This is a genomic window from Microbacterium martis, from assembly GCF_047246685.1.
In the GTDB taxonomy this organism is placed as follows: domain Bacteria; phylum Actinomycetota; class Actinomycetes; order Actinomycetales; family Microbacteriaceae; genus Microbacterium.
This window is the reverse complement of sequence record NZ_JBFOKT010000001.1, coordinates 1,198,094-1,215,334: the sequence shown is the minus strand read 5'-3', so window position 1 is coordinate 1,215,334 and position 17,241 is coordinate 1,198,094. Positions and strand designations below refer to the sequence as shown.

Sequence of the window (17,241 nt, the reverse complement as noted above, 5' to 3'; positions counted from 1 at the left end):
GACTGTGGAACTGCCACCCGCCCCGCGCATCAACCCGAGCATCCTCGCCGCCGACTTCGTCAACATGCAGGCCGATCTCGCGCGCATCGCGACCGCGGACTTCGCGCACGTCGACGTGATGGACAACCACTTCGTGCCCAACCTCACGTTCGGGCCGCAGATGGTCGAGCGGATCCAGGCGACGAGCCCGATCCCGCTCGACGTGCACCTGATGATCACCGACCCCGATCGGTGGGCGCCCGGCTACGCCGAGCTCGGCGCCGCGAGCGTGACGTTCCACCTCGAGGCGGCGGCCGACCCGATCGCGCTCGCCCGGCGACTCCGCGACATCGGCGCGCGAGCCGGCGTGGCCGTGAAGCCCGCGACCCCCGTCGATGCGCTGTATCCCGTGCTGGACGAGTTCGACCAGATCCTCGTGATGACGGTCGAGCCGGGATTCGGCGGCCAGGGGTTCATGCCCGAGACGATGCCGAAGCTGCGAGCGCTCGCGGAGGAGGCGCGGCGACGCGGATCGGCGGTGTGGCTGCAGGTCGACGGCGGCATCTCGGACAGCACGATCGAACAAGCGGCGGCCGCCGGCGCAGACACCTTCGTCGCGGGATCGGCGGTCTACGGGGCCGACGATGTGGAGGCCGCCGTCACCCGGCTCAGGGACCGCGCCAGAGCCGCTAGCCTGGAATCGTGAAGACTTTCGACGAGCTGTTCGCCGAGCTCAGCGTCAAGGCCGAGACCCGTCCCGAGGGATCGGGCACGGTCGCGGAGCTCGACGGCGGCGTGCACGCGATCGGGAAGAAGATCGTCGAAGAGGCCGCCGAGGTGTGGATGGCGTCGGAGTACGAGTCCGACGACGCCGCGGCCGAGGAGATCTCGCAGCTGCTCTATCACCTGCAGGTGATGATGATCGCGAAGGGTCTCACCCTGCAGGACGTCTACCGACATCTGTGATGCGCTCCGCTCCGACCGCATCCGACTGAAAGACACCATGCTGCGCATCGCCGTTCCCAACAAGGGCTCGCTCTCCGAGACCGCCGCCGACATGCTCGCCGAGGCAGGCTACGCCGGCCGCCGCGACCCCAAGACCCTGCACGTCGTCGACGCCGACAACGACGTCGAGTTCTTCTTCCTCCGCCCCAAGGACATCGCGACCTATGTCGGCTCCGGAGCGATCGACGTCGGAATCACCGGTCGCGACCTGCTCCTCGACGCACGGATGCCGGGCGCTCGGGAGATCGAGGCCCTCGGCTTCGCCGGCTCCACGTTCCGCTTCGCCGCTCCCGCCGGCCGCTACAGCGACGTCGCCCAGCTCGACGGGCTGCGGATCGCGACCTCGTACCCCGGGCTGGTCGACGCCTTCCTCGACGAGCGCGGCATCGCGGTCGACCTCGTGCCGCTCGACGGCGCGGTGGAGTCGGCCGTGCGGCTGGGTGTCGCCGACGCAGTGGCCGATGTCGTCGAGACCGGCACGACACTGCGTCAGGCCGGGCTCGAGGTGTTCGGGCCGGTGATCCTCCAGTCCGAGGCGGTCCTCATCGCGGGGCCGGCCGACGCCGACGGAGCCGACACGCTGTTGCGACGTCTGCGCGGCGTCATGGTCGCCCGGCGCTTCGTCATGATCGACTACGACCTTCCGGCCGCCCTCCTCGACGACGCGGTGAAGATCGCCGGGGGCGTCGAATCGCCCACGGTGTCGCCGCTGCGCGACCCCGCCTGGGTGGCCGTGCGCGTCATGGTCGCGCGGTCGCGCGTGAACCCGGTCATGGACGAGCTCTACGCGCTGGGCGCCCGGGCGATCCTCGTCACCGCCATTCACAACGCGAGGCTCTGATGACGCTCGCCAGCCGCGTCATCCCCTGTCTCGACGTCGCCGACGGCCGCGTCGTCAAGGGCGTGAACTTCGAGAACCTGAGCGACATGGGCGACCCGGTCGAGCTCGCTCGCCACTACGCGGCGCAGGGTGCCGATGAGATCACCTTCCTCGACGTCACCGCGACGGTGGATGCTCGTGCGACGACCTACGACGTCGTGCAGCGCACGGCCGAGCAGGTCTTCGTGCCGCTGACGGTCGGCGGGGGAGTGCGCAGCGTCGACGACGTGGCGCGACTGCTCTCGGTCGGCGCCGACAAGGTGGGGGTCAACTCCGCCGCCATCGCGCGCCCCGAGCTCGTCGGCGAGATCGCGGATCGCTTCGGCGCCCAGGTGCTCGTGCTGTCGCTCGACGTGAAACGCGCGGGCACGACCCCCTCGGGCTTCGTCGTCACCACGCACGGCGGGCGCACGCAGACCACCCACGACGCCCTGGAATGGGCGCGGGAGGCGGCGGAGCGCGGCGCGGGAGAACTGCTGGTGAACTCCATCGACGCCGACGGCACCCGCGACGGCTTCGACCTCGAGCTCGTCCGGCTCATGCGCGAGGTGGCGTCGGTCCCGGTCATCGCCTCGGGCGGCGCCGGCAAGGCGGCCGATTTCGCCCCCGCGATCCGGGCAGGGGCGGATGCCGTGCTCGCCGCGAGCGTGTTCCACACCGGGGCGCTCACGGTCGGGCAGGTGAAGGATGCCATGCGCGCCGAGGGCGTGCTCGTGCGCACCAGCACGCCGAGCGAGGGCGGCGAGGCGCGATGACCGACCTCGAGACCCGCATCGCACAGGTCGCCTTCAACGCCGACGGGCTCGCACCGGTGATCGTGCAGCAGTGGGACACGCACGAGGTGCTCATGCTCGCCTGGGTCGATGCCGAGGCGCTGCGCCGCACCCTGACCTCCGGCCGAGCCACGTACTGGTCGCGGTCGCGTCGCGAGTACTGGCGCAAGGGCGACACGTCCGGTCACATCCAGCGCGTCAAGGAGGCCCGCCTCGACTGCGACGGAGACGCGGTGCTGCTTCTCGTCGATCAGTCCGGTCCCGCCTGCCACACCGGAACGCGCACCTGTTTCGACAGCGCCGACCTCGAGGCGACGGACGGAACGGACGCACCGTGACCGTCGCCCGGCGCGGACGCTCCGTCTCTGTGCTCGGCTTCCTCCTCGCGGGGGCCGTCGGCATCATCTCGTCGACGCAGACGTGGCTCACCGTGGAGCGGGCCGACGGCGGCGAGGCGATCCTCGTGCCCGGGGCGTCGGCGCAGGTGCTCCTGGCTCCGCTCAGCCTGGCCGTCCTGGCACTCGGCGCCGCCCTGGCGATCGCGGCCCGACCGCTGCGCGTCGTCTTCGCCGTGCTCGCCGGGGCGGCTGCGGCATTCCTCCTCTGGTCGACCGTCGGCGTCCTCGTCGCACCCGCTGCGGCCGTCGGCCCGGCCGTGACCGAGGCCACCGGCCTCGCCGGGGGCGACGCGCTGGACGACCTCGTGCGGACGATCTCCCCGTCGGCGTGGCCGTTCATCGCCCTCATCGGATGGGGACTCCTGCTCGCGGCATCCGTGTTCGCGCTGGCGACGTGGCGCGGTTGGAAGGCCGGGGGACGCCGTTACCGCAGCGAGAGCACGGCGACCGGGCACGGCGACGGCCCGGTCGACGCGGTCGATTCGTGGGACGACCTGTCGCGCGGAACCGATCCGACGCGGTGACCCCGATAGACTGATCAGCGGCCCTGCACGTCGTCCCCCGGAGGAGAACATGACCAACCCGATCGCCGACCCCGGTCACGGACACTCGCCCGCGGCCTGGACCGCCGTCGTGATCATGCTCGTCGGCTTCGCGGCGGCCACCGTCGCCTTCTGCTTCGAGCAGCCGCTCCTCGTGTGGATCGCCGCCGCCCTCATCCCGATCGGCGCGATCGTCGGCTGGGTGCTGGCGCGCGCCGGTTACGGCGTGAGAGGCCCCAAGTACTCGCCGAAGGCGCACTAGTGGTCCTCGCCGACCTGACGGCCGGCGCTGTCGCAGACGCCGAGCGTCGGTCGCTCGAACGACCGCTCGACGCCGTGGAACGGGCTGCCCTCGCCCGACCGGCGGCCAAGGACGCGCTGTCGTACCTCGCCCCGGCCGAGCGGGTCAGGATCATCGCCGAGGTCAAGCGCGCCAGTCCATCGCGCGGCGCTCTGGCCGCGATCCCCGATCCGGCTCTGCAGGCCTCGCTGTACGAGGTCGGGGGCGCCTCGGCGATCAGCGTGCTCACCGAGGAGCGTCGGTTCGGGGGCAGCCTCGCCGATCTCGAGGCCGTCACCGCGCGCGTGGCGCTGCCCGTGCTGCGCAAAGACTTCATCGCGACCCGCTATCAGGTGCTCGAGGCCCGCGCCGCGGGTGCCGACCTCGTCCTTCTGATCGTCGCCGGCCTCGCGCCCGACGTCCTCCGCGATCTCTTCGACTTCGTCACCGAACTCGGCATGACCCCGCTGGTCGAGACGCACTCGGCCGACGAGGTCGACGCGGCCGCCGACCTGGGCGCGCCGCTGATCGGCGTCAACGCCCGCGATCTGACGACCCTCGAACTCGACCGCGACCTCTTCGGACGCCTCGTCGACCGCATCCCCGATTCGGCGATCAAGGTCGCCGAATCCGCCGTGCTCACGCCGGCCGACGTCGTGCACTACCGCTCGGCGGGCGCCGACGCCGTGCTGATCGGCGAGGCGCTCGTCACCGGCGACCCGATCGCCACCCTCAAGACCTTCCTGGAGGCGTCGTGACCAGCACCGGTGACGCAGCGCGATCGACGGCCGGACTGCGCGACCAGCGCGGACCCTCGTTCGGCGAGTACGGCGGCCGCTACATGCCCGAGTCGCTCATCGCGGCGATCGACGAGCTGACCGATGCCTACGAGAAGGCCGTGGCCGACCCCGACTTCCGCGCCGAGCTCGCTCACCTGCTGAGCTCCTACGCCGGCCGCCCGTCGGCGATCACCGAGGTTCCGCGCTTCGCCGAGCATGCGGGCGGCGCGCGCGTCTTCCTCAAGCGCGAAGACCTCAACCACACGGGCTCGCACAAGATCAACAACGTCCTCGGCCAGGCGCTGCTCACGAAGCGCCTCGGCAAGACACGGGTCATCGCCGAGACGGGAGCGGGGCAGCACGGCGTCGCCACCGCCACGGCGGCGGCGCTGTTCGGCCTCGACTGCACGATCTACATGGGCGAGGTCGACACCGAGCGGCAGGCGCTCAACGTCGCGCGCATGCGCCTGCTCGGCGCCGAGGTCATCGCCGTGACATCGGGGTCGCGCACCCTGAAGGACGCCATCAACGACGCCTACCGCGACTGGGTGGCCTCGGTCGAGACCACGAACTACATCTTCGGCACCGCTGCGGGGCCGCACCCGTTCCCGGCGATGGTGCGCGACTTCCAGAAGATCATCGGCGAGGAGGCCCGGCAGCAGCTGCTCGACGAGGTCGGCCGGCTTCCCGACGCCGTGTTCGCGTGCGTCGGCGGCGGCTCGAACGCGATCGGCATGTTCGACGCTTTCCTCGACGACGAGAGCGTGCGGCTCTACGGGGTGGAGGCCGCGGGAGACGGGGTCGACACGCCCCGGCACGCCGCGTCCATCGAGCGAGGTCGTCCCGGCATCCTGCACGGGGCGAAGACCTACGTGCTGCAGGACGACGACGGCCAGACGATCGAATCGCACTCGATCTCCGCCGGACTGGACTATCCCGGCGTGGGTCCGCAACACGCATGGCTGGCCGACATCGGGCGTGCGCAGTACATCCCCGCCACCGATGACGAGGCGATGCAGGCGCTCCGGCTGCTCAGTCGCACGGAGGGGATCATCCCGGCCATCGAGTCGGCGCACGCCCTCGCCGGCGCGCTGCGCATCGGGCGCGAGCTCGGCCCCGACGCCGTCCTCGCCGTCTGCCTGTCCGGCCGCGGCGACAAGGACATGGACACGGCGGCCCGCTACTTCGAGCTGTACGACGAGGCGGCACTCGCGCACGACGTGAGCGACGAGAGCGCCGCGGAGGAAGCCGCCTCGAAGGGAGAGCCGCAGCTGTGAGCCGCGTGGAGGAGGCGATCGCCGCCGCGCACGATGCCGGCCGGAGCGCGTTCGTCGGATATCTGCCGGTCGGGTTCCCCGACCTCGAGACCAGCATCCAGGCCGCCATCGCGCTGGCCGAGAACGGTGTCGACATCATCGAGCTCGGACCGCCGTACAGCGATCCGGTGATGGACGGCGCCGTGATCCAGGAGGCGACGACCGCCGCCCTCGCCGGCGGCTTCCGCATGAAGGACCTCTTCACAGCGGTCCGCGCGATCACCTCGGCCACCGACGTGCCCGTGCTGGTCATGACCTACTGGAACCCCGTCTTCCAGTACGGCGTCGACCGGTACGCCGACGACCTCCTCGCCGCCGGCGGAGCAGGGCTGATCACGCCCGACATCACGCCCGACGTCGCCCAGGAGTGGATCGCCGCGAGCGAGCGCACGGGACTCGACCGGGTGTTCCTCGCCGCCCCCACCTCGACGGACGAGCGCCTCGACCTGGTCGTGAGGTCGTCCACCGGGTTCGTCTACACCGTCTCCACGATGGGCATCACGGGGGAGCGGGCCGAACTCGACCGCGCCGCCCGCACGCTCGTCAGCCGTCTGCGCGCGCACGGGGCCACCCGCGCCTGCGTCGGCATCGGCATCTCCACGCCCGAGCAGATCGCCGGCGTCTCGGTGTACGCCGACGGCGCGATCGTCGGAACCGCACTGGTCCGCGCCCTCCGCGACGGCGGCATCCCCGCCCTCGCCGAGGTCACCCGCACCCTGGCCGCCGGCACGTCGTCGGCGCGCCCCGATCCCGAGAACTAGAATCGCACTCATGTCCCTCGCGCTCCACAGCACCGCCTCCGGCGTGCTCGCCAGCATTCCGAGCCCTTCGGTGTCGTACGTCGACCTGGGCCCGATCCGGATCCACTTCTACGCGCTCTGCATCATCGCCGGCATCATCGTCGCGGTGCTGCTGACCAATCACCGCCTCACCAGGCGCGGTGCGGAGCCGTGGGTCGTGATCGACATCTCGATCCTCGCCGTGCCGCTCGCCATCATCGGCGCCCGCATCTTCCACGTGCTGACCCACCCGAACTTCTACTTCGGCGAGGGCAGGAACACCTGGAACCCGTTCGAGCCCGGCTCGGTCTGGGCGATCTGGGAGGGCGGCATCGCGATCTTCGGCGCCCTCATCGGCGGCGCGGTCGGCGCCTACCTCGGCTGCCGGTGGACCGGCATCCGCTTCTGGACCTTCGCCGACGCACTGGCCCCGGGACTGCTGCTGGCGCAGGCGATGGGGCGCTTCGGCAACTGGTTCAACAAAGAGCTGTTCGGCCTCCCGACCGATCTGCCCTGGGGTCTCGAGATCCCGTCCGACAACTCCGCCTTCCCTCCGGGCCTGCCCGAGGGGACGCTGTTCCACCCGACGTTCCTCTACGAGGTGATCTGGAACGGTCTCGGCGTCATCGTGCTGCTGTGGCTCGGACGGAAGCTCTTCTTCCAGTGGGGACGCCTGTTCGCGGTGTACCTGATCTGGTACAGCGCCGGGCGCGTGGTCTGGGAGTCGATCCGCATCGATCCGAGCGAGATCATCCTGGGCCTGCGCAGCAACGTCTGGGCAGCGATCATCGGCATCATCGTGGGGATCGCGATCCTCGTCGTGCAGTCGCGCCGCCATCCCGGCCTCGAGCCGTCGCCCTACCAGCCGGGGCGCGGACGGAGCGACGAGAACGCTGATGTAGAATCGCAGGACAATCCCTCTGACTACGTGGATGTGAGCGAGCCTCCGTCCGCGGCAGTCACCGCAGGAGCCAGCGCCACAAGCGTCGCTCCCACGGACGACGACGGCACCCGATAGCCTCGCGTCCGTGAGGACCCCCACGCATTCACCCGGCCGATGACGCCCCCGGGTCACCTGAAGATCTGAGGACGGTACCGCATGGCATCGAGCGACCTCCGCGCACCCGTCGGGTTGAACCTCCCGGCCAAGCAGGGCATGTACAACCCGGCGTTCGAGAAGGACGCCTGCGGCCTCGCCATGGTGGCGACGCTGCGCGGCGAGGCCGGGCACGACATCATCGCGCTCGCCCTGCAGGCCCTGCGGAACCTCGAGCACCGGGGCGCGATCGGGTCGGATGCCGGAACGGGAGACGGCGCCGGCATCCTCACGCAGATGCCCGACGAGTTCCTGCGCGCCGTGGTCGGGTTCGAGCTGCCGCCGGCGGGGGAGTACGCCGCGGGACTGGCGTTCCTGCCGCGCGACTCGAGTGTGCGCCGCGAGCAGAAGGCCGGCATCGAGAAGATCGCCCGCGCCGAAGGGCTCCGCGTGCTCGGCTGGCGCGAGGTTCCGACCGCCAACGACAACCTCGGAAAGCTCGCCGACGAGGCGCGCCCCGCGTTCGAGCAGCTGTTCGTCAGTGCCGGAGGAGGCAGCCACGCGGATGCTCCGCTGACCGGCATCGCGCTCGACCGCGTCGCCTACCGCCTGCGCAAGCGCGCCGGACACGAGCTGGGCGCCTACTTCGTCACGCTCTCCAGCCGCACGCTCGGCTACAAGGGCATGGTGACGACGCTGCAGCTGGAGCCGTTCTACCCGGACCTGCAGGACGAGCGCTTCGCGTCGGAGCTCGCGGTCGTCCACTCGCGCTACTCGACGAACACCTTCCCGTCGTGGCCGCTGGCCCAGCCGCTGCGGATGCTGGCCCACAACGGCGAGATCAACACCGTCGGCGGCAACCGCAACTGGATGCGCGCCCGGCAGTCGCAGCTCGAGTCCGAGCTGCTCGGCGACGTCGCGCCTCTTCTGCCCATCTGCACCGACGGCGCGAGCGACTCGGCCTCGTTCGACGAGGTGCTGGAGCTGCTGACCCTCACCGGGCGCAGCCTGCCCCACGCGATCATGATGATGGTCCCCGAGGCGTACGAGAAGCAGGCCGACATCTCGCCGGAGCTGCGGTCGTTCTACGAGTACCACGCCAACCAGATGGAGCCGTGGGACGGGCCCGCCGCCCTGATCTTCACCGACGGCACCCTCGTCGGAGCCACCCTCGACCGCAACGGTCTGCGCCCCGGCCGCTGGACCGAGACCACCGACGGGCTCGTGGTCATCGGGTCCGAGACCGGGGTGCTGCAGTTCGAGCCCGAGCGCATCAAGCGCCGCGGTCGGCTGCAGCCGGGCAAGATGTTCCTCGTCGACACGGCGCAGCGCCGCATCGTCGAGGACCACGAGATCAAGCACGACCTCGCCACCATGCACCCGTGGCAGGAGTGGCTCGACGCCGGCGCCGTGCGCCTGGCCGACCTGCCCGAGCGCGAGCACATCGTGCACCCGCCGGCGTCGATCACCCGCCGCCAGCGCACGTTCGGATACACCGAAGAGGAAGTCCGCATCCTGCTGACCCCCATGGGCCAGACCGGCGTCGAGCCGCTGGGCGCCATGGGGTCGGACACGCCGATCGCCGTGCTGAGCAAGCGTCCGCGCCTGCTGTTCGACTACTTCACGCAGCAGTTCGCACAGGTGACGAACCCGCCGCTCGACTCGATCCGCGAAGAGGTCGTCACCAGCCTCAAGCTCGGTCTCGGTCCCGAGAGCAACCTGCTGTCGTGGGGCCCCGAGCACACCCGCACCGTCTCGCTCGACTTCCCGGTGATCGACAACGACGAGCTGGCCAAGATCCGCCACATCGACAAGGCGCTGCCCGATCGTGCGAGCGTCACGATCCGGGGGCTCTACCACTTCGATTCCGGACCCGACTCGCTCGCCGACCGGCTCACCGAGATGTGCGCCGAGGTCGACGAGGCGATCGCGAACGGCGCGGAGTTCATCATCCTGTCGGACCGCGACTCGAACAAGGATCTGACGCCGATCCCGTCGCTGCTGATGGTCTCGGCGATCCACCATCACCTCATCCGGCGCGAGAACCGCATGAAGGTCGGGCTCATCGTCGAGGCCGGCGACGTCCGCGAAGTGCACCACGTCGCCACCCTGATCGGCTACGGGGCCTCCGCGATCAATCCCTATCTCGCGATGGAGACGGTCGAGCACCTCGTGCGCACGGGGTACATCACCGGGATCAGTCCGGAGAAGGCGGTCAAGAACCTCATCTACGCGCTCGGCAAGGGCGTGCTCAAGATCATGTCGAAGATGGGCATCTCGACCGTGTCGTCGTACGCCGGCGCGCAGGTGTTCGAGGCCGTCGGCCTCTCGCAGGAGTTCATCGACGCCTACTTCACCCGCACGGAATCGAAGCTCGGCGGCATCGGCATCGAGGAGATCTTCGCCGAGAACCAGGCGCGTCACGACTACGCCTACCCGGAGGATGCCGCGGCGCGCGCGCACGAGCGCCTCTGGACGGGCGGCGAGTACCAGTGGCGGCGCGACGGATCGCCCCACCTCTTCAACCCGGAGACGGTCTTCAAGCTCCAGCACGCCACGCGGACGCGCCGATACGACATCTTCCGCGAGTACACGCGACTCGTCGACGACCAGGCCGCCGAGCTGAAGACGCTGCGCGGACTGTTCCGGTTGCGCACGGGAACGCGCAAGCCGGTTCCGCTCGACGAGGTCGAGCCCGTCTCGGCGATCGTCAAGCGCTTCTCGACGGGCGCGATGAGCTACGGCTCGATCTCCCGCGAGGCCCACGAGACCCTCGCGATCGCGATGAACCGCATCGGCGGGAAGTCGAACACCGGCGAGGGCGGCGAAGACCCCGATCGGCTGGTCGACCCCGAGCGTCGGAGCGCGATCAAGCAGGTCGCATCCGGTCGGTTCGGCGTGACGAGTCTCTACCTGACCGAGTCGGACGACATCCAGATCAAGCTGGCGCAGGGCGCCAAGCCCGGCGAGGGCGGCCAGCTTCCGCCGCAGAAGGTCTATCCGTGGGTGGCTCGCACGCGCGGAGGAACCCCCGGCGTCGGCCTCATCTCGCCCCCGCCTCACCACGACATCTACTCGATCGAGGATCTCAAGCAGCTGATCTTCGACCTGAAGCGGGCGAACCCCGAGGCGCGCATCCACACCAAGCTCGTGAGCCAGTCGGGCATCGGCGCCGTGTCGGCCGGTGTGGCGAAGGCGCTCAGCGACGTCATCCTCGTGTCCGGCCATGACGGCGGCACGGGGGCCAGCCCGATGAACTCGCTCAAGCACGCGGGCACGCCGTGGGAGCTGGGCCTCGCCGAGACCCAGCAGACCCTGATGCTCAACGGCATGCGCGACCGGGTGGTCGTGCAGGTCGACGGTCAGCTCAAGACCGGACGCGACGTGATCATCGGCGCGCTGCTCGGCGCGGAGGAGTTCGGCTTCGCCACGGCTCCGCTCGTCGTCAGCGGATGCATCATGATGCGCGTCTGCCACCTCGACACGTGTCCGGTGGGAGTGGCGACGCAGAACCCCGCGCTGCGCGAACGCTTCACCGGCAAGCCGGAGTTCGTGGTGAACTTCATGGAGTTCATCGCCGAGGAGGTGCGCGAACTCCTCTCCGAGCTCGGCTACCGCTCGATCGACGAGATCGTCGGGCGCGCGGAGCTCATCGAGGTCGACGCGGCGGTCGAGCACTGGAAGGCCGAGGGACTCGACCTCTCCCCGGTGCTGGACGGGCCGGCCTTCCCGGCGGGCGAGCCGCGCCGCAGCGGCCGGAGCCAGGATCACGAGCTCGACAAGCACTTCGACGTGCAGCTGATCGACATGGCGAAGGACGCGCTGCTGAACGGCGAACCGGTCGTCGCCGAGCTGCCGATCGCCAACACCGAGCGCGCCGTCGGCACCATGCTCGGCCATCAGGTCACCTCTCGTCACGGAGCCGCTGGGCTGCCGAAGGAGACCATCGACGTCACGCTGCACGGCACGGCCGGTCAGTCGCTCGGCGCCTTCCTGCCGCCGGGGATCGTGCTGCGCCTGGAGGGCGACGCCAACGACTACGTCGGCAAGGGGCTGTCGGGCGGCGACATCACGATCCGCCCGCCGCGCGGCTCGTCCATCGCGCCGCACGAGAACGTCATCGCCGGCAACGTCATCGGCTACGGGGCGACCTCGGGCACGATGTTCATCTCGGGCGTGGTGGGGGAGCGGTTCCTCGTGCGCAACTCGGGTGCGACGGCCATCGTCGAAGGCGTGGGAGACCACGCGCTCGAGTACATGACCGGCGGACTCGCGGTCATCCTCGGCACCACCGGCCGCAACTTCGGAGCGGGCATGTCGGGGGGCGTCGCCTACGTGCACGCCCTCGACACCGGCAAGGTCAACGCCCAGTCGCTCGGCAGCGGCGAGCTCCTGCTGGAACCGCTCGACCGTGCCGACCTGGAGGTGCTGCGCAGCCTGCTCGTCAGCCACGTCGAGCGCACCGCCTCGCCGCGCGCGACCGAGCTGCTGGAGGACTTCGAGCAGTCGGCATCCGAATTCGTCAAGGTCCTGCCCCGTGACTTCGCCGCCGTGCGGAGCATGCGCGAGGAGGCCGTGGCCGAGGGGATCGACCCCGACGGCGACATCGTCTGGAACCGCATCCTGGAGGTGACCGGTGGCTGATCCCAAGGGCTTCCTGAAGGTGACCGAGCGGGAGCTGCCCGCCCGGCGACCCGTGCCCGTGCGCATCATGGACTGGAAAGAGGTCTACGAGCCCGGGGACAAGGCCGTGCTCCGCCGTCAGGCGAGCCGGTGCATGGACTGCGGAGTGCCGTTCTGCCACTCGGGATGCCCGCTGGGCAACCTCATCCCCGAGTGGAACGACCTGACCTGGCGAGGGGAGGGGCGCGCGGCGATCGAACGCCTGCACGCGACCAACAACTTCCCCGAATTCACCGGACGACTGTGCCCGGCGCCCTGCGAGAGCTCGTGCGTGCTGGGGATCAACCAGCCCGCGGTCACGATCAAGCAGATCGAGGTCTCGATCATCGACGAGGCGTTCGCGAAGGGCTGGGTCGAGCCCGAGCCGCCGCAGCGTCTGACCGGCAAGACCGTGGCCGTCGTCGGCTCAGGGCCGGCCGGCCTCGCCGCCGCACAGCAGCTGACCCGGGCCGGACACACGGTCGCCGTGTTCGAGCGCGACGACCGCATCGGCGGACTGCTGCGCTACGGGATCCCCGACTTCAAGATGGAGAAGGGCCAGCTGGAGGCGCGTCTTCGCCAGATGCAGGAGGAGGGCACGCGGTTCCGCGCCGGCGTCGAGATCGGCAAGGACATCTCGTGGGCCGATCTGCGTGCCCGGTACGACGCGGTCGTGATCGCCACGGGCGCCACCGTGCCGCGTGACCTTCCGATCCCGGGGCGCGACCTCGACGGCGTGCACTTCGCGATGGAGTACCTCGTGGAGTCGAACCACGCGGTCGCCGGCGACAAGGTCACCGACCAGATCACCGCCGACGGCAAGCACGTCATCGTCATCGGTGGCGGCGACACCGGTGCCGACTGCATCGGCACCGCGCACCGGCAGGGCGCTCTGAGCGTCACGAACCTCGCGATCGGCAAGCAGCCGAGCGCCGAGCGGCCCGACCACCAGCCCTGGCCGATGATGCCGACGGTGTTCGAGGTGGCTTCGGCGCACGAGGAGGGCGGAGAGCGCGTCTTCCTCGCGTCGACCGTGGAGTTCCTCGCGAACGAGGTCGGCGAGGTGCGCGCGCTGCGCGTCGCGGAGACCGAGTACATCGACGGACGCCGTGTCCCGAAGAGTGGCACCGAGCGGGAGATCCCGGCCGACCTCGTCCTCATCGCGATGGGCTTCACCGGCCCGGAGCAGACCGGGTACACCGAGGACACGCTGCCACAGGTCACCGAGCGCGGTGCCTTCCGGCGCGACTCGAGCTACGAATCGACCGTCCCGGGCGTGTTCGTCGCCGGCGACGCCGGGCGTGGGCAGTCCCTCATCGTCTGGGCGATCGCCGAGGGCCGCGCGGCCGCGGCGAACGTCGACCGCTTCCTGATGGGCACGACCGTGCTGCCCGAGCCGGTGCGCCCGCACGATGTCGCGATCGGTCTCCAGCCCGCGTAGGCTGAGCGCGGCACCGTCGCCTGAACTCCCTTCCCCCACATCTACACTGGAGCAATCTGTTGAGACGCGCGAAAATCGTCGCCACCCTGGGCCCCGCCACCTCCACCTATGAGACGGTGCGCGCACTGATCGATGCCGGTGTGGACGTCGCTCGGCTGAACCTCAGCCACGGGGACTACTCCGTGCACGAGAACAACTACGCGAACGTGCGTCGCGCGGCGGACGACGCCGGGCGCGCGGTCGCCGTCCTCGTCGACCTGCAGGGCCCGAAGATCCGTCTCGGCCGGTTCGAGGACGGGCCGTACGAGCTGGCCGTCGGCGACATCTTCAAGATCACCACCGAGGACATCATCGGCAACCGGGAGATCTGCGGCACCACGTTCAAGGGCCTGCCGCAGGACGTCTCGCCGGGCGACTTCCTCCTGATCGACGACGGGAAGGTCCGGGTCGAGGTCGTCGACACCGACGGCGTCGTCGTGACGACGCGCGTCGTCGTGGCCGGTGCGGTCTCGAACAACAAGGGCATCAATCTGCCCGGCGTCGCGGTCAACGTCCCCGCGCTCAGCGAGAAGGACGAGGACGACCTCCGTTGGGGTCTGCGCACCGGCGCCGACCTCATCGCGCTGTCGTTCGTGCGGAACGCGGCCGACGTCACCCGCGTCCACGAGATCATGGCGGAGGAGGGCGTCCGCGTCCCCGTCATCGCCAAGGTCGAGAAGCCGCAGGCCGTCGACGCGCTCGAGGAGATCGTCGACGCGTTCGACGCCATCATGGTGGCGCGCGGCGACCTCGGCGTCGAGCTGCCCCTCGAGGCGGTGCCGATCGTGCAGAAGCGCGCCGTGGAGCTCGCCCGTCGCATGGCGAAGCCCGTGATCGTGGCGACCCAGATGCTCGAGTCGATGATCAACAGTCCGGTGCCGACGCGGGCCGAGACCTCCGACGTCGCCAACGCCGTCCTCGACGGGGCCGACGCGGTCATGCTCTCGGGCGAGACCAGCGTGGGAGACTACCCCGTGGTGGTCGTGGAGACCATGGCCCGCATCATCGAGTCGACCGAGGAGCACGGGCTCGAGCGCATCGCTCCGCTCACGACGAAGCCGCGCACCCAGGGCGGCGCCATCACGCTCGCGGCTCTCGAGGTCGCCGAGTTCGTCGACGCGAAGTTCCTGTGCGTGTTCACGCAGTCGGGCGACTCGGCACGTCGTCTCTCCCGCCTCCGGTCGCGCATCCCGATGCTCGCCTTCACCCCCGAGCCCGACATCCGTCGTCGCATGGCGCTCACCTGGGGCATCCGCTCGACGCTCGTCGACATGGTGCAGCACACCGACCTGATGTACCTGCAGGTGGACGACTACCTGCTCAGCAACGGACTGGCGACCGAGGGCGACAAGGTCGTCGTGATCTCCGGCTCGCCTCCCGGGATCGTGGGCTCGACCAACGACATCCGCGTCCACAAGGTCGGCGATGCCGTGGGCGGTGCCGCGCCGATCTACAAGGAGGCCACCGTCTGATCGGGCGTCGTGCGGCACGAAGGGCGGGATCCTCGGATCCCGCCCTTCGGCGCTCCGCGGACACTGTCAGCTCGGCCGCTCCTCGTCAACCCGCTGCCGCCGGTCGAAGGGCGGGAGGTAGCGTCCTGGACATGGGTCCACAGCGCCGCCGCCTCGACATCGACGGGCTCGCGTTCGAGATGATCGACAGTCCTCGTCCCTCGGGATCGGCAGCCCCGGCGATGGTCCTCGTGCACGGCGTGGGCATGTCGCACCGGTACCTCTCCCGTCTCCACCGACGGCTGGGCGCGTCGACCCGTGTCGTCTCCGTGAACCTGCCCGGCTTCGCGGGGCTCCCCAGACCGTCGGACGACATCGACGTGACGAAGATGGGCCGCGCCCTCGCGCGGGTCGTCGCCGCACTGGGGGAGGACCGGGTGGTCCTCGTGGGCCATTCCATGGGGGTGCAGTGGTCGATCGAGGCGGCGTTGGCGCTCGGGGAGGCGGTCGCCGCCGTCGTCGCGATCGGTCCTGTGTGCGATGAACGGCATCGGACTCTGCCGTCGCAGGCGACGGGCCTGGCCGTCGACACGCTCGGAGAGACCCCGCTCATCAACACCATCGTCTTCACCGACTACCTGCGCTGCGGCATCCGATGGTATCTCCGTCAGGTGCGCCGGATGGTCGCCTATCCGACGGAGAAGCGGATGCGGTCGCTGGGCGTGCCGGTCCTCGTCGTCCGCGGGGAGCGCGATCCGATCGCCGGGCGCGACTGGTGCCGGCGCCTGCGCGACGCCGCCCGTGTCTCGCGGCTCGTCGAGGTCCCGCGACAGCACCACGTCGTGCAGCACTCCGCACCCCACGCCGTCGCCGACGCGATCCTCTTCCACACCGCGGGTGACTGGCCGGATGCTGCGGCCGTGCACGCCCGCACCGCCGCGAGGAACGCGTCGTGAACCCCGTGAGGGCCGCCGCATGGTGGCTCGCCGACTATGCGTACGCCGGCTACTGGCAGGTCCGCGCGGCCTTCGACCGATCCCAGGCGGACTCGTTCGCGTCGGGCGATGCGGCGCACATCGTCGTGCTCCCGGGCGTCTATGAGACCTGGCGCTTCCTGCAGCCGCTCATCGCCGCACTCCACGAGCGCGGGCATCCGGTGCATATCGTGGAGGCGCTGCGGCGGAATCGGCGCCCGATCGCCGAGATGGCCGACGGCGTCACGGAGTTCCTGGAGGCGAACGATCTGCATGACGTGATCCTGGTCGCCCACAGCAAGGGCGGTCTCGCAGGCAAGCTGGCGATGACCGGCAGAGCGGCCGGCAGGGTGCGGGGGATGCTGGCGGTCGCGACGCCGTTCGGCGGCTCGCGCTATGCGCGGCTCATCCCGCTGCCCACGCTGCACGCGTTCGCGCCGGAGGATCCGTCGATCGTGAGTCTGGCGCGTCAGCTCGAGGTGAACGCCCGCATCGTCTCGGTCTACGCCGACTTCGACCCGCACATCCCGGAGGGCAGCGAGCTCGCCGGCGCCAAGAACGTCAGACTCGACACGGGCGGGCACTTCCGCATCCTCGCCCATCCCCGGGTCCTCGCCGAGCTCGCGGTTCTCGCCGAGTGACGGCGCTCAGGACTTCAGCTTGCGCAGCGCCGACCCCCGGTGCGCGGCCCGGTCGCCCGACTTCTCGGACTCGACGATGAACGAGGGCGAGTCCTCCGACGCGGTGAACTTCTGATCCGCGAAGGTGAAGTCGCGGGTCTTGCGCTCGACGACCCTGCCGCGGGTGCGGCCCTGAGACGTGTTCCAACTGACGCGGTCGCCGACGGAGATGTCTGCCATGCGACGATGCTACGGTCGCGGACGACCGCCCGGTCGGGGGTTGACTC

The 17,241-nt window shown here is 70.2% G+C and carries 17 protein-coding genes; 16 read left to right on the top strand and 1 reads right to left on the bottom strand.

Annotated elements, in window-relative coordinates; genetic code table 11:
• The first annotated feature begins 4 nt into the window (after nucleotides 1-4).
• The 16 genes from rpe to AB3M90_RS05780 all read left to right on the top strand — a co-directional run bounded on the left by rpe (nucleotide 5) and on the right by AB3M90_RS05780 (nucleotide 16,975).
• A complete protein-coding gene (rpe, locus tag AB3M90_RS05855; RefSeq protein ID WP_412950577.1) occupies nucleotides 5-685 on the top strand; it encodes a ribulose-phosphate 3-epimerase in 681 nt (226 codons plus the stop codon).
• Complete coding sequence (locus tag AB3M90_RS05850) at nucleotides 682-945, top strand: phosphoribosyl-ATP diphosphatase (protein WP_412950575.1); 264 nt, start codon at nucleotides 682-684, stop codon at nucleotides 943-945. The genes rpe and AB3M90_RS05850 overlap by 4 nt, the downstream gene beginning before the upstream one ends.
• A 37-nt stretch (nucleotides 946-982) precedes the next feature.
• Nucleotides 983-1,825, top strand: coding sequence for an ATP phosphoribosyltransferase (gene hisG, locus AB3M90_RS05845; protein ID WP_412950573.1), 843 nt, complete (start codon nucleotides 983-985; stop codon nucleotides 1,823-1,825).
• Nucleotides 1,825-2,619: an imidazole glycerol phosphate synthase subunit HisF gene (hisF, locus tag AB3M90_RS05840; protein WP_412950571.1), complete on the top strand. Its 795-nt coding sequence runs from the start codon at nucleotides 1,825-1,827 to the stop codon at nucleotides 2,617-2,619. Before hisG ends, hisF begins: the two co-directional genes overlap by 1 nt.
• Entirely contained in the window at nucleotides 2,616-2,975 is a 360-nt protein-coding gene (gene hisI / locus AB3M90_RS05835) for a phosphoribosyl-AMP cyclohydrolase (RefSeq protein ID WP_412950569.1), read from the top strand. The genes hisF and hisI overlap by 4 nt, the downstream gene beginning before the upstream one ends.
• Nucleotides 2,972-3,559: a Trp biosynthesis-associated membrane protein gene (locus AB3M90_RS05830; RefSeq protein WP_412950567.1), complete on the top strand. Its 588-nt coding sequence runs from the start codon at nucleotides 2,972-2,974 to the stop codon at nucleotides 3,557-3,559. The genes hisI and AB3M90_RS05830 overlap by 4 nt, the downstream gene beginning before the upstream one ends.
• A 49-nt stretch (nucleotides 3,560-3,608) precedes the next feature.
• The gene (locus AB3M90_RS05825) at nucleotides 3,609-3,839 is read left to right on the top strand and encodes an HGxxPAAW family protein (protein ID WP_412950566.1); all 231 of its coding nucleotides are present in this window, start codon (nucleotides 3,609-3,611) and stop codon (nucleotides 3,837-3,839) included.
• The gene (trpC, locus tag AB3M90_RS05820; RefSeq protein ID WP_412950565.1) at nucleotides 3,839-4,615 is read left to right on the top strand and encodes an indole-3-glycerol phosphate synthase TrpC; all 777 of its coding nucleotides are present in this window, start codon (nucleotides 3,839-3,841) and stop codon (nucleotides 4,613-4,615) included. The genes AB3M90_RS05825 and trpC overlap by 1 nt, the downstream gene beginning before the upstream one ends.
• Before the next feature lie 83 nt (nucleotides 4,616-4,698).
• A complete protein-coding gene (gene trpB, locus AB3M90_RS05815; RefSeq protein ID WP_412951231.1) occupies nucleotides 4,699-5,913 on the top strand; it encodes a tryptophan synthase subunit beta in 1,215 nt (404 codons plus the stop codon).
• Nucleotides 5,910-6,713, top strand: a complete 804-nt coding sequence (gene trpA / locus AB3M90_RS05810; protein ID WP_412950564.1) for a tryptophan synthase subunit alpha — start codon at nucleotides 5,910-5,912, stop codon at nucleotides 6,711-6,713. The genes trpB and trpA overlap by 4 nt, the downstream gene beginning before the upstream one ends.
• 10 nt (nucleotides 6,714-6,723) lie before the next feature.
• On the top strand, nucleotides 6,724-7,749 hold the full coding sequence (gene lgt, locus AB3M90_RS05805) for a prolipoprotein diacylglyceryl transferase (protein ID WP_412950562.1): 1,026 nt from the start codon (nucleotides 6,724-6,726) through the stop codon (nucleotides 7,747-7,749).
• An 81-nt stretch (nucleotides 7,750-7,830) separates the two neighbouring features.
• Nucleotides 7,831-12,411: a glutamate synthase large subunit gene (gene gltB / locus AB3M90_RS05800; RefSeq protein ID WP_412950561.1), complete on the top strand. Its 4,581-nt coding sequence runs from the start codon at nucleotides 7,831-7,833 to the stop codon at nucleotides 12,409-12,411.
• On the top strand, nucleotides 12,404-13,870 hold the full coding sequence (locus tag AB3M90_RS05795) for a glutamate synthase subunit beta (protein ID WP_412950558.1): 1,467 nt from the start codon (nucleotides 12,404-12,406) through the stop codon (nucleotides 13,868-13,870). Before gltB ends, AB3M90_RS05795 begins: the two co-directional genes overlap by 8 nt.
• A gap of 59 nt (nucleotides 13,871-13,929) precedes the next feature.
• A complete protein-coding gene (pyk, locus tag AB3M90_RS05790) occupies nucleotides 13,930-15,381 on the top strand; it encodes a pyruvate kinase (protein ID WP_412950556.1) in 1,452 nt (483 codons plus the stop codon).
• Nucleotides 15,382-15,512: 131 nt separating this feature from the next.
• A complete protein-coding gene (locus AB3M90_RS05785) occupies nucleotides 15,513-16,316 on the top strand; it encodes an alpha/beta fold hydrolase (RefSeq protein ID WP_412950555.1) in 804 nt (267 codons plus the stop codon).
• On the top strand, nucleotides 16,313-16,975 hold the full coding sequence (locus AB3M90_RS05780; protein WP_412950553.1) for an esterase/lipase family protein: 663 nt from the start codon (nucleotides 16,313-16,315) through the stop codon (nucleotides 16,973-16,975). The genes AB3M90_RS05785 and AB3M90_RS05780 overlap by 4 nt, the downstream gene beginning before the upstream one ends.
• 6 nt (nucleotides 16,976-16,981) lie before the next feature.
• On the opposite strand, the gene AB3M90_RS05775 is transcribed toward AB3M90_RS05780, so the two are convergent.
• Nucleotides 16,982-17,194: a hypervirulence associated TUDOR domain-containing protein gene (locus tag AB3M90_RS05775; protein ID WP_412950552.1), complete on the bottom strand. Its 213-nt coding sequence runs from the start codon at nucleotides 17,192-17,194 to the stop codon at nucleotides 16,982-16,984.
• Nucleotides 17,195-17,241: the final 47 nt, after the last annotated feature.

Bases quoted from the DNA above. Each gene is read 5' to 3' on its own strand.
- gltB (WP_412950561.1), top strand. From the start codon at position 7,831: ATGGCATCGAGCGACCTCCGCGCACCCGTCGGGTTGAACCTCCCGGCC.
- hisG (WP_412950573.1), top strand. From the start codon at position 983: ATGCTGCGCATCGCCGTTCCCAACAAGGGCTCGCTCTCCGAGACCGCC.
- AB3M90_RS05775 (WP_412950552.1), bottom strand. From the start codon at position 17,194: ATGGCAGACATCTCCGTCGGCGACCGCGTCAGTTGGAACACGTCTCAG.
- hisF (WP_412950571.1), top strand. From the start codon at position 1,825: ATGACGCTCGCCAGCCGCGTCATCCCCTGTCTCGACGTCGCCGACGGC.
- AB3M90_RS05785 (WP_412950555.1), top strand. From the start codon at position 15,513: ATGGGTCCACAGCGCCGCCGCCTCGACATCGACGGGCTCGCGTTCGAG.
- trpB (WP_412951231.1), top strand. From the start codon at position 4,699: ATGCCCGAGTCGCTCATCGCGGCGATCGACGAGCTGACCGATGCCTAC.
- AB3M90_RS05825 (WP_412950566.1), top strand. From the start codon at position 3,609: ATGACCAACCCGATCGCCGACCCCGGTCACGGACACTCGCCCGCGGCC.
- hisI (WP_412950569.1), top strand. From the start codon at position 2,616: ATGACCGACCTCGAGACCCGCATCGCACAGGTCGCCTTCAACGCCGAC.
- lgt (WP_412950562.1), top strand. From the start codon at position 6,724: ATGTCCCTCGCGCTCCACAGCACCGCCTCCGGCGTGCTCGCCAGCATT.